The 13,177-nt window shown below is 64.5% G+C and carries 13 protein-coding genes and 10 tRNA genes; 1 reads left to right on the top strand and 22 read right to left on the bottom strand.

Annotation, left to right across the window (positions count from 1 at the left end; translation table 11 throughout):
* Positions 1-410: 410 nt before the first annotated feature.
* The 12 genes from Sfulv_RS26265 to Sfulv_RS31590 all read right to left on the bottom strand — a co-directional run bounded on the left by Sfulv_RS26265 (position 411) and on the right by Sfulv_RS31590 (position 9,914).
* Positions 411-770: a hypothetical protein gene (locus Sfulv_RS26265; RefSeq protein WP_246353248.1), complete on the bottom strand. Its 360-nt coding sequence runs from the start codon at positions 768-770 to the stop codon at positions 411-413.
* On the bottom strand, positions 770-1,129 hold the full coding sequence (locus Sfulv_RS26260; protein ID WP_173316939.1) for a hypothetical protein: 360 nt from the start codon (positions 1,127-1,129) through the stop codon (positions 770-772). The genes Sfulv_RS26265 and Sfulv_RS26260 overlap by 1 nt, the downstream gene beginning before the upstream one ends.
* On the bottom strand, positions 1,126-1,506 hold the full coding sequence (locus tag Sfulv_RS26255) for a hypothetical protein (protein ID WP_256669118.1): 381 nt from the start codon (positions 1,504-1,506) through the stop codon (positions 1,126-1,128). The genes Sfulv_RS26260 and Sfulv_RS26255 overlap by 4 nt, the downstream gene beginning before the upstream one ends.
* 234 nt (positions 1,507-1,740) lie before the next feature.
* On the bottom strand, positions 1,741-2,757 hold the full coding sequence (locus Sfulv_RS26250; protein ID WP_173316938.1) for a major capsid protein: 1,017 nt from the start codon (positions 2,755-2,757) through the stop codon (positions 1,741-1,743).
* Positions 2,758-2,775: 18 nt separating this feature from the next.
* On the bottom strand, positions 2,776-3,174 hold the full coding sequence (locus tag Sfulv_RS26245; protein ID WP_173316937.1) for a head decoration protein: 399 nt from the start codon (positions 3,172-3,174) through the stop codon (positions 2,776-2,778).
* Between the two features lie 24 nt (positions 3,175-3,198).
* Positions 3,199-3,771 carry a hypothetical protein gene (locus Sfulv_RS26240; RefSeq protein ID WP_173316936.1) on the bottom strand — a complete coding sequence of 191 codons (573 nt, stop codon included), beginning with the start codon at positions 3,769-3,771 and terminating at the stop codon, positions 3,199-3,201.
* A 104-nt stretch (positions 3,772-3,875) separates the two neighbouring features.
* The gene (locus Sfulv_RS26235; RefSeq protein ID WP_173316935.1) at positions 3,876-4,682 is read right to left on the bottom strand and encodes a hypothetical protein; all 807 of its coding nucleotides are present in this window, start codon (positions 4,680-4,682) and stop codon (positions 3,876-3,878) included.
* Positions 4,663-6,189 (bottom strand): phage portal protein, encoded by a 1,527-nt coding sequence (locus Sfulv_RS26230; protein ID WP_173316934.1) that lies wholly within the window; start codon positions 6,187-6,189, stop codon positions 4,663-4,665. The genes Sfulv_RS26235 and Sfulv_RS26230 overlap by 20 nt, the downstream gene beginning before the upstream one ends.
* Positions 6,190-6,202: 13 nt before the next feature.
* Positions 6,203-7,849 carry a terminase large subunit domain-containing protein gene (locus Sfulv_RS26225; protein ID WP_246353245.1) on the bottom strand — a complete coding sequence of 549 codons (1,647 nt, stop codon included), beginning with the start codon at positions 7,847-7,849 and terminating at the stop codon, positions 6,203-6,205.
* A 91-nt stretch (positions 7,850-7,940) separates the two neighbouring features.
* Positions 7,941-8,402, bottom strand: coding sequence for a phage terminase small subunit (locus tag Sfulv_RS26220; RefSeq protein WP_218900466.1), 462 nt, complete (start codon positions 8,400-8,402; stop codon positions 7,941-7,943).
* A 191-nt stretch (positions 8,403-8,593) separates the two neighbouring features.
* Positions 8,594-9,199 (bottom strand): DNA primase, encoded by a 606-nt coding sequence (locus Sfulv_RS26215; protein ID WP_173316932.1) that lies wholly within the window; start codon positions 9,197-9,199, stop codon positions 8,594-8,596.
* 517 nt (positions 9,200-9,716) lie between these two features.
* Positions 9,717-9,914: an HNH endonuclease gene (locus tag Sfulv_RS31590; RefSeq protein ID WP_371874733.1), complete on the bottom strand. Its 198-nt coding sequence runs from the start codon at positions 9,912-9,914 to the stop codon at positions 9,717-9,719.
* A gap of 748 nt (positions 9,915-10,662) precedes the next feature.
* On the opposite strand from Sfulv_RS31590, the gene Sfulv_RS26205 reads away from it, so the two are divergent.
* Positions 10,663-10,854, top strand: coding sequence for a hypothetical protein (locus tag Sfulv_RS26205; protein WP_246353241.1), 192 nt, complete (start codon positions 10,663-10,665; stop codon positions 10,852-10,854).
* Positions 10,855-11,133: 279 nt separating this feature from the next.
* Here Sfulv_RS26205 and Sfulv_RS26200 read toward each other — a convergent pair.
* From Sfulv_RS26200 to Sfulv_RS26155, 10 genes are all read right to left on the bottom strand, one after another.
* Positions 11,134-11,208 (bottom strand) — tRNA-Pro (locus tag Sfulv_RS26200).
* A 3-nt stretch (positions 11,209-11,211) separates the two neighbouring features.
* Positions 11,212-11,284 (bottom strand) — tRNA-Thr (locus Sfulv_RS26195).
* A 253-nt stretch (positions 11,285-11,537) separates the two neighbouring features.
* Positions 11,538-11,620: transfer RNA gene (locus Sfulv_RS26190), tRNA-Ser, on the bottom strand.
* A 2-nt stretch (positions 11,621-11,622) separates the two neighbouring features.
* Positions 11,623-11,694 (bottom strand) — tRNA-Gln (locus tag Sfulv_RS26185).
* Between the two features lie 11 nt (positions 11,695-11,705).
* A tRNA-Arg gene (locus Sfulv_RS26180) sits at positions 11,706-11,780 on the bottom strand.
* A gap of 90 nt (positions 11,781-11,870) precedes the next feature.
* Positions 11,871-11,942: transfer RNA gene (locus Sfulv_RS26175), tRNA-His, on the bottom strand.
* Positions 11,943-11,953: 11 nt separating this feature from the next.
* A tRNA-Ser gene (locus Sfulv_RS26170) sits at positions 11,954-12,016 on the bottom strand.
* Between the two features lie 94 nt (positions 12,017-12,110).
* Positions 12,111-12,184 (bottom strand) — tRNA-Asp (locus tag Sfulv_RS26165).
* A 74-nt stretch (positions 12,185-12,258) separates the two neighbouring features.
* Positions 12,259-12,341 (bottom strand) — tRNA-OTHER (locus Sfulv_RS26160).
* Positions 12,342-12,370: 29 nt separating this feature from the next.
* A tRNA-OTHER gene (locus tag Sfulv_RS26155) sits at positions 12,371-12,487 on the bottom strand.
* Between the last annotated feature and the right edge of the window lie 690 nt (positions 12,488-13,177).

Genomic DNA, 13,177 nt, shown 5'->3' with positions numbered 1-13,177 from the left:
CAGGGCATGCGTAAGTGCCGCGCGAGTCGACTCGCGCGGAGAGATCAGGTGGTTATGCGGTCCGGAGGCTCACGGTGTACGTGGCGCCACGTCGGTGGATCGCCTCGTTTGCCCATGGCTGGCGAGATGGGCCAGCGCCACAATCAACGGATCGGATAACAGCGTCGCCAACGGGACCGCGAAGGAAGATGAGGGCATCTCGCACGCTGTTAGCTAGGGTGCGGGCCTCATCAGCCGTTGCGGCGAAGACGTCGACTGCGACGCGTGGGTGCAGGCTGAACCGGTCGTCCGCTCCGCCAATTCGCTCCACACGGATCACTGGGAGATGCTGCTCCAGGTCCGCGGGAGTCTCCGAGCACCCGAAGGCGCCGAACGTAGCTTCCGCCCACGGAGCTAGGACTGCTTCGATGTCACCCACGGTTTGCCGCCTTCACGGCGTCTACCGCACGCTGGAGCACCGCATACCGCGGAACCCGACCGTCGCCGTTCTCCACACGCCACGCGTGCGGGGCGGTGTTGATCAGTGCGGCGCCGAATCGCTGCCGGGGCTGACCGCGGAAGGGGACGTTCTTGTTAACCGGTACGACGTCGAACGAGCGCTGATACCAACCGGGGTGTCGGTCCTCGTTGGGATCGCCCACAGGGGCAGTCGGCTGCGCAGCGTGCATCATCTTGACGGCTGCATCGCGGCAGGGCTTAGCGAGCCACGGCCGACTGACCATGCGCCCCAGTCCGTTGTATTTGCCGACGTACTTTGAGCGATACGCCATCAGCCAGTCACCTCCTTCACAGCTGCTTCGATGCGCGCCAGAGACGTCAGCGGAAAGACGAGCGGACGCCCGATGACCTCCCACTTCTCCGTGCCGGCCTCGTTGACGACGCGATCCGCTGGGCGTACGTCAGTGCCGAGTGGTGCAGCAAATACGCGCCTTGTCGTCACGGTGTCGGATGCGTTGTGCTCTTCTGAGGAAGAACCAACCGTCACGCCGTACGGGCTCATGACGGCGCAGTGATCGACGCGAATGCGAACGCGCGGACCGGGGACGTATGTGCCGGTTGAATCCCGGACCCGCTCCCCCGCACGCTCGATGTACCACGTGGCCGACATCAAGCCGGCGATCAGGCTCACGCCTGGCGCCAGGGGTACGTAGTGATGCGCGTCTCCGTCGGAGCAATATTCAGCATCCCGGCGCCGGACAGCATCCCAACGGCCTTCTTCAGCCGGCGTAGCTCATCGTCAGACAGGACCACGCCTGTCTGCGAGTCCGCGTAGGACTGGAGCATCCCGCCGGCCTGTTCCGACCGGAGCCCTTGCGGGTTGGTCAGGATGCGAGCCGCGATGGAGAGCGCCACGGTCTTGATGCCGTACTGGGGAGGAGTCGAGATGCGGGCCCCGACCTCCCCCATGATCGCGTCGTACGACAAGTCGTGCGCCAGCTGCGCGCGCTCGTCGCTCATGGGCGTTCCAAGCAGCGCGCGAAGCTCAGCCAGAAGGAAGAGCATCATTGCCCGCCTTTCGCCGCGGAGTTGCGCGCTTGGCTGGAGCCTTCGCCTGCGGAGTCACGTCAGTCGACTTGCGCGGGGAGGGTGGCTCCAGCCACGCCTTTGGGTTGGTAATGAGCGCCTGTGCCCACTCCGGGACCTCGTCCGCGGGGCCGAACACGTGGGCCGCCCCGTTGTCGTCCGTCACGTGGACGTTCGTTTTCAGCTTGGCCATGTGCGAGTGCCTCGCGTTTCGGGTCAGAGAACGTCAGCGACGAAGGACAGGTCGGGAGCGGCGACGACAGGAAGGGCGATGGCGGTCGCACGAGTCCACACGGTCTGTGGGTCCTCGGTCTTGTACGCGCCAACCGCAACGCCGGCCTCGTCGCCAGCCAGGCCGTAACGCACGTCGTCGGCCTCCACGGGGACGCCCCATAGGGTCTGTCCCAGTGCGTCACCCTGCGCCGGCAGGAACGCGAGCTTGTCATTCGGGGTGATGCGGGTGGAGACGCCGTTGACGTTGACCTTGGCGTCATAGCGGACGAGAGGCGGGATGCCGTGGTCCGCGAGGATCGCCGCAAGCATGCTGTCCGTCAGGATGGTCGGAGCCGTCGCACCCGTGGTGGACAGGCCACGCAGCTGAGTGTTCCGCTTGAGTGCGGTCCAGATCGCACGCGAGATGAGCACCGACTCCGGGTCACCGCCGTTGGTCTCGTTGTAGACCTCAAGCCACGTCTGGAAGTCGCCGATGACGTCGGCTGCGACGTTGGACCACACGGTGCCAGCAGTTACGTTGTGGGTGCCGAGACGACCGAAGTCGACGCTGGCCTGAACACCGTTTTCGCTGAGCACGACGGAGGCGTTGAAGATCGCCTCTCCGCGCGCCAGCTCCATACGAGCCTCGATCTGGCGGGCCAGTCGCACGCCGTCGTCCAGCATGGCGTCACGGATCTCAGCGTTCTGAGTGTCGATGTTCCGGCGCTTGATGCGCTCGTACTCGCCGACAGGGATCTTGCGGGAGATGGGCGGCAGTTCGCCGGACACTCGCGCGCCACCGGGCCGGACGCCGACGTCGGCCGACGCGTCGTACGCACGGAACGTGGCCGCCTCGGTGAGGCCGCCACCCCCGCGGGTGAACCGGTAACTCAGGTCGTTGATGGTGCGGTTCGGAAGCCAGCGGTCAAGCGTGAGCTGATTCTCGTCACGGTCGGCCAGCGCCGCTCGCGCGTACCCGGTGAGTTCCGCGGGAGTCGCGAACTCGTCAATGAGCTGCATAGTTTGGGGTTACCTCTCTCAGACGAAGATGACGCGGGCGCCGAGATCGGTCTTCCCTGCGGCATCGAGGGTGACAGGGAGCTTGGACTCCTTGACCGCGCAGTGGACGAGCATGGAGCCGACGGCGGACGAGAGAACCGCGCCCCGCTTCGTCACGACCTCCACGCCGGTGTAAAGGAAGCCGATGCAGGTCTGACGACCATCAGTAGCGGCGTCGTCATAGGGGCCGACCTTCTGACCGGTCGTGATCCGACCGAGCGGAATACCCGACTTGATGTAGCCGTCCGGGTAGTGGGTGCCGGCGGTGAACTTGGTGACATCGAGCGTCACCGACGGAACGATGTCCGTGCCGTGCGCGCCCTGGAGCCAGTCGCGCTTGTCCTGGCTGAACGACTCAGTGACGAGTCCGAGATTCATGGGTCCTCCTGTGAGGGGTCGGGGTTACTTCTTGCCGTGGCGTTCGCGGTACAGGTCAGCGCCGGTAGCCGTGGACTTGGAGCCGCCTACGTCGCCCCCACGGTTGCCACCTGAGAGAGGTGGAGGAGTGCCGAGAGTTGAGGGGCCGAAGTCCTTCACGAGCTCGTCCGCGTCGGCCTCCAACTCCTCCTTTGTGGAGCCCTGGAGTCGCTTCGCCTGCGAGGGGGTGAGCCCCTTCGCAGCAGCCACGGTGATACGCAGAGCCTCCGCGCGTGCCTCGTCCCGCTCACGTTCCGCGGTCAGGCGAGCGGTTTCCGCGGCGTCCTTCTCAGCCTGGAGCCGCTCAGCGTCGGTCAGATCCGCGGCCTTACGGGTGGCGAGTTCGGTCTCAGCCGCGCGCAGGCGCTCCAGCTCCGCGGTATCCGGAGCGGCATTCGCTCGCTGCTCGTGCTTGCGGGCGTGGTGCTTCCAGTACGCCACCTGATGAACGGCGTCCATGTCGGCAACGGGCTTCCCATCCGGGTAGCCGTGCTCGTTGACGGCCGGAGGAGTTACGCCACCTCCACCACCTCCGCCAGTGCCCGGTTCGCCCTCCATGAGGGTCCAGGGCTGCGCAGAGAAGGTCAAAAGGTTGCGGCGCGCGAGAGTACGACGAGGCATGGTGGTTTCCCCTGTCGGGAGTCGTCAGCCCGTGGCGGGCGTCAGGTCGGAATTTTGATGTCGTCAGGTCCGCTGAACCGCTGACCCGCGAAGCCCAGAACGGGCCCGATCTCCCCGTGCTCATTGGCGACGAGGATCTTTCGGTAGTCGACCGCTCGCCCTCCGCGGTCAGACTTACCTAGCGCCTCCTCCACGAGTTCGTGGATGCGCTCTAGCTTCTCTTCGTCGATGACCTGGCCTGGATCCTCGTCGGCTGTCACCAACTTCACGAGGCAGTCACAGCCAGGATGGATCGGCGCCAGGAAGCGCTTGTGATAGCGCTGCGTGGACGCGACCATGCAGAGGGCACAGTCGTACTCGCCCTGTAGCTCACGGACGGTGTACTCGAAGCGCGGCATGTCGTCGCCCACCTCGCGCACCGTGTGAGTGCGGGCTAGCTGAAGGTCCGTCTTGGCCAGCGTCTCCAAGCGGTGCGTCCCGCGCTGGAGAGCGACGTCAAACGCGACGTCATTGTCCAGAGCGTTCCAGATCTCCTTGAACGGACGCCTGTAGACCTCTTCGGGGTCGACGTCGCGAAGCGCACGTCCGGTCACCTTGTCGAAGTCGAGGTCTACGCGGCCTCCGCCGTCAATTTCGCGATACAGCTGCTCCAGGTAGGTCGCCGTCAGACTCGCCACCCGTCGCTCGCCGGCCAGGAGCACCGGGAGGGTCCTTCCTTGGAACCGCTTGACGTCGCGCTCGCGCCACGACCCTAGATCGGTCCAAGCGCGGTTGGTGCGGCCGAGAGTCGCCGTCCAGACGCCGCGGACCGCTGTCCCGTACTGGCGGTCAAGCCGCGTCAGGGACATCGTCCACATCACCCCGCTTGATCACGGCGCGAGTGTCGTTCTTGGCGTCGCGCTTGGCCTGGAGTGACGCCGGCTGAGGATCCTCCGCAGCAGTCGCGTTGAGGGCGTCTGCTGCTCGGTCGATCTCCATGCGGTCGATCTGTGCGGGCGTGTAGCCCATATCCTCCATGCGCTGGCGCCACGGAACGCCGGCGCTGGCCTTCTTCACAGCTGCGTCAGCCATTTCCGAGATGGAGCGGGACTCCGGATCGCGCCAGAGAGTCTCCGCGTCGTACGCCTTCGCCTTGTCTTCGTCTCCGATGACCTTGAATGCCAGGCGCATGACGCTTTCCCAGCTGTCCCCGAAGGTGCGCTGACGATCGCGGACCTTGGAAATCAATCCGGTCTCTGCGGCCTTCAGAGCGTCTCCGGAGACGTTAACCACGGCGCCGATGAGGTAGTGAGGTGGTGTGCGGCTGATGGCCGCTAGATCCTGCACAGCGGCCTCTACGGCGCGCACGTACGGGACAAGGTCCGTTGCAGCGAACTCGCCGAACTGAGCGGTGTCTTTGCTCTCCGCCGTGGTCCACAGGCTCCTGATGTCCAGCTGGAAAGGCTGAATCTGCGCGCCGGTGATGGGATCCTCGTCGACCTCCAGACCTACGGCCCAACGCTGCCTGAAAGCTCCATACTTCATGGCAGCAATCAGGTTGATCAGCGACAGATTGATACGGTTCTGGATCGAGAGCACGTCCTCATGCTCCGCAAAGCCGTTCAAGGAGCGGTTCCGGCGATTGACGAACGGGACAAGCGGGACTGATCCCAGCTCGTTGACCCACTGGCCGTCAGGGGTGTTGGGAAGTGTCAGAGCGTCCCACTGACGCAGTGATGCCGTGCGGCCGGAGAAGTTGGGGCTACCGCTCTTCGCGGTGAATCCAAAGTTCATCTCCGGCGTCCACAGCGTCGCCACCGTGCCGCCGGTCCAGTCGTCACGCCTCATCTTCAGGCCCGCGCGGATCTTACGGCGGTTGCCGGGCTCATATTCCACGGCCACCTGATAGGGCGTCTCGTGGGTCAGCACCGGCCGGCCGTCCTCGCCCTTTTCGACGAGTACGAAGGCACGACGCTGCGACAGGGCGCCGTAGTGGACGAGGTCGCTGTCTGCGTCCATCTGGTTTTCCTGCCAGATGCGCTGAGCGTCCTCGTCAGCGGCCTTCGCGGACTTGCCACCCTTGGCTGCTCCGAAGCGGAAGCCGTCGACGCCCATGCGCTCTGTCGGAGAGTCGATGACGAGGCTCGTCCAGTTGGTGCGAGCATCCTTCATCCACTCCGCGACCTCCCGCGGGTCCACGCCAGGGACGTGAGGAAGAGGTGCGCTACCTTCGGCGTATCGGCGCAGGGTGTTGAGTCCTGGAGTGATCTCTCCGTCGCAGTCGGGGCGGGAATCCTCCCGTTCGTCCAGCATCTTCTTACCGAGCCGCTGAAGCCACCATCCGGGAGATTCAACCTTCGTAGCATCGATAGGCATTCGCGAACCTCCTTCAGAAGGCGACTAGGCGACGAGAGCGCTTCTTGCGCTTGGTGATTCCGGCTGCGATCGCGTCCGCACGGCACTCGTAGGCGAGGGTCGCGGACATGGCGGCGTCGATCTTTTTAGGGCTCTTGGGGTGTTCCTTGCCAATGCCGATGTGGTTGCGGCCCATCGGGCGTCGCTTGGCGTTCAGCACGTGGCGGGTGAGCGTGGCGCCCAGCTTCGAGTAGGGCTCATCGTCGTCCGCCTTGTCGGTGCCGGCGTACGAAAGGGCTTGATCGTCAACGGCTTCCACGAATCGGTCGAGAGCGTGCTCCATGACCGTCGGGCGGGTAGTCCACCACTCCAGCGGGCGGGCCTGTGTGGCGCTCACCTGGAGTGCTTCACCGTGCTCCGCGGTCCATTTATCCACGTAGTCCTGCCACTTGGGCGGATCGCAGTAGAAGCCACAGACTTCGTACTTCTCGAAAGCGCGGGATACGGCGTTGTCGACCGATTCACGGTCAACCTGCCAGCCCTCGCCTTCGGGGCCCTCTGGCTTCTCCCAGCAGCCGAGCAACTGAAGATGGCCATCCGACACGCGACATGCCACGAGGGCGGTTGCGTCGTCGTTGATGGATCCGTCAAAGCCAAGGGTGATGAGTTCGCCAGCGTCTATTTGCTCCGGGCGCCGGCACAGCTCCCACGCGTCCGAGTCCATCCACGCGTCGGAGGAGGACGTCCGGCTGTTGAGGAAGTAGCGCTTACCATCTGCGGAATCGTTCCGGAGGTCGTAGAAGTCGTCGACGAGGGTGTCTTCGTCGATCCACTCCATCGCGTCGCCGTAAGCGTCACGTAGGGCGGCGCGGAGTTCGTCCTCATTCTTCAGGTCCTTGACGACGCCGTAACGGTGGTCGTACATCAGGCGAGCGCGACCACGCTTCTTACGACCCTCGCGGATCGCTTCGGCCTCTTCGTACGTCCGCTCTGCTACCGAGTCCTGCCCGGGGGCGAACATGGTCGTCGTTTCGAGATACCACGTGCCCGCAATCTTCTTCCGCTTGCGGAGGTTACGCGTCATCGTCGTATACATCCGACGCAGCTCAGGCGTGTTGTACAGGTGAGTTTCGTCGAAGCAAACCCACGTTTCCTTTCCTCCATCCTTCGAGCTGGCTGACGCCGTCGAAGGCGTGATCTCCCCACCGTCAGGAAGGTTGATCTTCGTCACGCCCGGATCAACCCCTGGCACTTGGCTCAGGCGTGACGCCTCGTCCGTCAAGTTGAAGTAAATCGTGTCGTAGACGTTGCCGGTCTGGCCCTCTTCGGTGGCCATGATCCGGAGGTACGGCACGGTGACCGGTCGGCCCATTGGCTCGCCGGCCTCGTAGATGTATCGGAAGCCGAGACCCCAAGGGTCCTCGTAGACTTCCCCACCCTCTGCCCAGCGTGCGAATCGACACGGCCCAAGCGCCTCAAAGAGGCCGATACGTGCGCCCAGTCCGCTCTTGTCGCAGCCCTTTGGGCGCGAGAAGAACGCACTGTCATACATCATGCGTCCGTCGTCCTTGCCGCCTTCGCCTAGCGCGTAGCAGTCGACAACGAAACCGGTGTATTCGTCTCCGTGGGAGACCGGCATACCCTGGACGTCGCCAGGGCCGTGGACGACGAAATACTCCATCCATGCGACCGCAAGCCAGCCCATCGAGCGGGAGCGATCGTGGCCAGGGGCGCGTACCGTGACGTGTGGCATCGACGCCCCCTCTCTGGAGTTATCCGGTCAGCCTCGCTCGTCGGGAGTTGATGTCTGAGACGTTCTGGGGGCTCTGTACGGGCGCCTGACGGGCCGGCACAGGGTCGTCGACCTTGAGCTTCAAGCGCGCCCTGTCCTCCGGCGTAGCGCCGAATTTGGCCGCTCTCAGGCGCACTTCAGCGGCAAGCGTCCACTGGCCCTTGTCCCACATCGAATGATGCATGAGGGCGGTGTCCATGAGGAATGACCAGTCAGTGGCGGTGAACGTCGACGCCTGCGGCGACTCGCGCCAGGTCTTCCACCACAGCTGAGTCATCGGATGCCAGACGTACGGAGTGCCCTCCTTGTCAGCGCCTAGGACGCCTTCGGGGAGTTCGGGGCCACGCACCTCGTCGTCAGTGATGATGACGGTGTCCGGGTCAGCTCCGTTGCGCCGGCGCCGCTTGGTGGGGTCCTTCGGGGCGGGTCCGCGGCCTGCCATCAGACACGCTCCCCGTCAGCCCACCGACGGCAATACACGTCAGACGCGTGCTGCGTGCTGTGCTCGTCATGCGGGTAAGACAGCCGCACACACTGTTGATCAGTCTCCGGGTGCCTCGCGGGGCACTGCGTGAAGACGCCGTCCATGGGGCCTCCCAGGTAGGAACGACGAGCGTCGTCCCATGTCGGGAGTTACGTCGTCAGCTTGGTAATCACCGCGGAGAGGTCCGCGAGGATCGACGGGCAGGAGCCATGTCGGCGGCCCGTCATTGCGATGTAGCGGCCGGTCCCGTAAACCTCTACGGCCGTACCGTCAGGGCGTCGAATGCGGCGTCCATGTCGGACGTCCGCGCGGCCCCAGATGTGCAGCCCGTCGCCGGACGGAGACACCTCTACGTAGGTGGCGCCTGCGTCGCGCACGATGGCTGCCGCCCACGGGGCAAGTCGACCGGTGAGCGGGTTAAGGCAGTGGTCCAGGTCGAGACAGACAACGTCGTCGACGTCGCTCAGTACGAAGCCCAGACCGGCACCTACCGTCGAAGCGGCGGCGCTCTTGTAGCTGCTCCACGTCCGCGGGTCCGTGCTGCTGGCCGGCATGTCGCCGACCGTCAGTGGGACCTTCGTGGACGAGCGGCGAATCCACCTGTCGCGGATCGTCAGCTCTTCGGGGAGCGCGTTCTTCTTCGCCGCTCGGTGCAGCGCAACACGGCAGCGCGTGGAGCACGAGCGCGCATGCGACCTGGCGGCAAGGGGCATGTCGTCCCCGCACCATTCGCATACTCGATCGGCTCTCATCATGGCTCCAGTGTAGCAGCGGCGTGTAACACTTTCAGGCGCTTGACCTGCAAGGATCGTCAGATAAACGAGAGCCGGCGAGTAACGCTTTCCGCCTCCCGCGCACCTGGGATGCCCTTGGGGAGCCCTGCATGGGCGCCTAACGGCCTGCCAGGAGGACCGGCTCCGCGGCCTCATCTCAAAGTCCCAGACCCGTACAGACAGCGGATACCAGCACTCTCTCGGTCTTCATAAAGATCCAAAGGGGATCACCCCCCTGGGGTGCCGGCTCCAACGTCCGCCGTGAAGCCGACGCGAGGCGCTCGACGCTCACCGTCAGCGTGCTCGCCGCGGATCTCCAGGCGAGACGGCACGAGCGTGATGGTCACAGTCGTCAGCGTTCGATCTTCCTTCGTGCCAACTGCGATCTTCGGTGGCTTCGCAAGCCTTCCGACGTCAACGCCGTTGACACTCACGCGTGTAACGCTGAGTCCATCCTCGCCTGTGTCGTCTGCCTCCTCCAGCACCACGTGTGCGCCACTCACGCCGCCTCCGTACGGTTGCCCTTGCTCAGGTTGCAGCGCAGGTGTGCAGTCATGACGTTTGCCATCGTGTGCGAACCGCCCTTACTCAAGGGCTTAACGTGGTCCACACTGGCGCTCTCAGGGGCAGGCCACGCAGCACTAGCATCCACAGGGCCCTTGCACAGGGAGCACGTCCACGCATCACGGATGAACACCTCAACGGCCCGTATGTTCTCGCCCTCTGCTCCCGACTTGCGGGCCCGACGTCGCTGATCCGCAGCCTTGGTCGCTTCGGGATACAGCTCCCGCACGCTTCCATGCTTTGCCCAGTACGCCCGCAGGTAGGCCGCGTGCCGACCCTTAGTCCGCTGCCGATACGCCACCAGCCGACCATCAGCTTTCCGGCGCTCGTTGTACGCGCGCTGCTGGCACAGGTCGGTGCAGTACTTAGCACGGGCACGCTCGTGGGGCGCTTCACAGTGCGTACAGGACTTCACGTCTACTCCAAGGAATGGCGAGGGCCCGACGCCTTGGACGTCAGGGCCCTCTTCCCGCGGGGATCAGCCGCAGGCGGTTTAGTCGTCCAGCGCAGGGTGCGTGGACGGCGGTCTGTGAACGGACGGACGCAGACGAGCCGCGTTGCCCTCCGTCGATGACTTGCGGAGGTGGTGCCATGTACACAGCAGCTGTAGGTTCGCCTCTGTGTGGTCGTCTCCGGGCACTATGTGGTCCACGTCGGTACCGGGTAGCTCGCACCGTGCGCCCGTGCTGTACAGGGCCACACAGACGCCTCCGTCACGGCGGATAATGCGGCGCCGGATGCGGGGCCAGTTCTTGGGGAGGCGGCTCCTGCGGGTGCTTCCGTCCCACGCCATTCCGCCACCTCGTCTCAGTCATTGGCCGTAGGATCGCGGCATGTTGAAGTCATGGTTGGCGAAGCGTGGGTATGGGTCGATCGAAGACTTGGCCCGCATCGCATACAAGCGCGGGGACCCGATCTTCGTGAACAAGTTCCATCCACGGCCCACGAAGAACGACACGGATCTTGCGCTTGCCATCGGCGCCGTGGAGACGATCGGTTGGGCGCTCATTGACCGGCAGTCGGAGGGCGAGGGGCTCCAGCGGTTCGTCAGCCTGACGTTCCGACGGCGATAGCCTGACGCCCCCACCACGTGAGCTTGAGTCACTCCATGAGGTGGCGCTCGTACTCCGCCTCCATCAGCTCCGGCACCCATTCGCGGCGCCAGGAGCGCTCCTCGCGTGCTCTCATGGCGGGTACGTCGTACTTTGGACGAGGTGTGTGCGTCCGTCGACATCGGGGAGAACATCCCGTTCCGGAGAAGCCTTCGGAGCCCAGCATCCGTGCCATGCATCCTCCTGAAATAGCTCAGCCCCGCTCAGGGATCGATCCTCCCTGGCGGGGCTGCGTCTGTGTCGGGATAGCAGGATTCGAACCTGCGGCCCTCCGCTCCCAAAGCGGATGCGCTGACCAAGCTGCGCCATATCCCGTTGAGCCCCTGGCAGGAGTCGAACCCGCGACATCCTCATTACGAAAGAGGCGCTCTACCGACTGAGCTACAGGGGCTTGAACTTCGTGAAGGGATTCGAACCCTCGATTACACCGCCGGCTGTGTTCCTCGGCGCGCGTGTACTGCCTCACACCGCACGAAGCTCAGTGCGTTGCCGTGGAATCGAACCACGTCAGCCGTTCCCAGCGCAGGCTTTACAGGCCCGCTTGCCTCCCAGGGCTCAACGCTTGAAGAGTGCGGAGGGATCGAACCTCCGGCTCCTGCCAGTCCCTTACGGGCCCGCTGCCGTCCAGGCAGCCTCGCACTCAGCGGAAGGTGGAGGAGTCGAACCTCCAGCGGGTTGCCCCGTGACGCTTTTCGAGAGCGCGTGGCGTGCCAATGCCCAACCTTCCAGCTCCCCACCAAGGATTCGAACCTCGTCTTCCAGGTCCAGAGCCTGGCGTGCTGCCGATTAGACCAGCGGGGATCGTGCTGACGTAGTCCCGGAAGGATTCGAACCTCCGCCCTCCGCATCCGTAGTACGGCGCTCTATCCAGACTGAGCTACGGGACCAATCCCCCGGACGCCGGCGTGTGGCTAGCACGTCTCGACTGCCCGGGTTGAGCACGCTGGAGACTCCGGCCGGAGCCCTGCCGTGCGTCGTCCCTCCGCCCGGAGTTGAACCGGAATCACCGCGACCACAACGCGGGGCTCTAGCCATTGAGCTACGAAAGGTGTGTTGTCAGTCGGCAGCGAAGGAATCGAACCTCCGTCTCCGGTCCCACGACCGGTGATCTCACCGCTAGCAGTAAGTCACGCAGGCGAGTGCCTAGGTCAACCCTGCGTCGATGTGCTAGCCGTGCACCCCCGTTGCCGGCGGTGCCGTTGATCTAGCTGCCGAAGCGCTCCCGATCGGATTCGAACCGACGCCCCTCCGCTCGACAGGCGGACGCTCTAGACCACTGAGCTACGGAAGCAGGACCGAGCGTTTTTGAGGTGGTGCTCGGTGAGCCACCCTTACCGATCCTCTAGAAGATCGACGTCAACGAGGCGTCGCGGACGGGATTTGAACCCGTGACCACCCTCTCTCCCGCGTGAACGGGCGGGGCTGCTCTGCCAGGCTGAGCTACCGCGCAAGCGTGCGCATCGCTCCGCCTCGTCAGTGATCACGACAGGATTCGAACCTGCGTTGCCGCGAGAGGGGCCGTTTACCGCCTCAAGGACGGATGGACTCGAACCATGCTCCAGCGCGGTGTGCTTGGCCGCTGCACTACGTGACCGCCCTCCCCCGTCCGGGCTTCAGACGGGCTGAAGTCCCATGCACCGGGCAAGGAAGCTGAGGCGGGCTTTTGGTGTGGAAGATGCCCGCGGAACTACCCTTAACGTCAAGCCACGTGCACGCGTTCTGACGCCGTCCTCCCGCCGCACTAGCAACGAGGGGAAGTCATACGGTCAGCAGCGCTCGACCACGCTCTACCCGGAGGAGAGTGCGGGGAGCACGGGAACGCTGCTGACCGTCAGGAGGGAGAGGACGCCGCGCCATTCGCCGGCGTCGCTTCCTCCCTCTGCCTTAGTTATGTGGGGCGTGTCTCATCTTAACGATCATGGTCCGCTCCCCCTCCGATGCCAGTCTGGCCAAAAAGGCAAACTAACCCCCTATTTTACTTCTCTCTAACGCGCGTTAGAGAGAGTTAGAAATAAGGGGTTAGTTTGCCTTTTTGGCCGGAGTTTGGACCTTCCAGCTACTCAGCGCTACGAAGCGATGAGCCGTTATCACTTCATGTAGTTATCCACAGGCGCCTGTGGATAGCGGAGGCGGTTGGCGACGAGGAGCGGGAGGGGGCGAGGCGCCGACGAGAGGTCCGGCGCCGCCAAAAACTCCCGCAAAGTCGTTACCGCTTCGTTACTTCACAAGCTCTCTCGATGCCTAATACGGTACCCCTCATGGGGGGTGTGCTGCGGGGGGCTCT

Origin of the sequence: Streptomyces fulvorobeus (assembly GCF_013167895.1) — a bacterium.
GTDB classification, from domain to species: domain Bacteria; phylum Actinomycetota; class Actinomycetes; order Streptomycetales; family Streptomycetaceae; genus Streptomyces; species Streptomyces fulvorobeus.
This window is presented reverse-complemented; position numbering and strand designations above follow the sequence as displayed.

What these genes read in the sequence shown, in the direction of transcription:
- Sfulv_RS26220 (WP_218900466.1), bottom strand. Translation starts at nt 8,402, where the DNA reads ATGGCAGGCCGCGGACCCGCCCCGAAGGACCCCACCAAGCGGCGCCGG.
- Sfulv_RS26235 (WP_173316935.1), bottom strand. Translation starts at nt 4,682, where the DNA reads ATGTCCCTGACGCGGCTTGACCGCCAGTACGGGACAGCGGTCCGCGGC.
- Sfulv_RS26255 (WP_256669118.1), bottom strand. Translation starts at nt 1,506, where the DNA reads ATGATGCTCTTCCTTCTGGCTGAGCTTCGCGCGCTGCTTGGAACGCCC.
- Sfulv_RS26250 (WP_173316938.1), bottom strand. Translation starts at nt 2,757, where the DNA reads ATGCAGCTCATTGACGAGTTCGCGACTCCCGCGGAACTCACCGGGTAC.
- Sfulv_RS26240 (WP_173316936.1), bottom strand. Translation starts at nt 3,771, where the DNA reads ATGGAGGGCGAACCGGGCACTGGCGGAGGTGGTGGAGGTGGCGTAACT.
- Sfulv_RS26245 (WP_173316937.1), bottom strand. Translation starts at nt 3,174, where the DNA reads ATGAATCTCGGACTCGTCACTGAGTCGTTCAGCCAGGACAAGCGCGAC.
- Sfulv_RS26215 (WP_173316932.1), bottom strand. Translation starts at nt 9,199, where the DNA reads ATGATGAGAGCCGATCGAGTATGCGAATGGTGCGGGGACGACATGCCC.
- Sfulv_RS26230 (WP_173316934.1), bottom strand. Translation starts at nt 6,189, where the DNA reads ATGCCTATCGATGCTACGAAGGTTGAATCTCCCGGATGGTGGCTTCAG.
- Sfulv_RS26265 (WP_246353248.1), bottom strand. Translation starts at nt 770, where the DNA reads ATGGCGTATCGCTCAAAGTACGTCGGCAAATACAACGGACTGGGGCGC.
- Sfulv_RS26225 (WP_246353245.1), bottom strand. Translation starts at nt 7,849, where the DNA reads ATGGAGTATTTCGTCGTCCACGGCCCTGGCGACGTCCAGGGTATGCCG.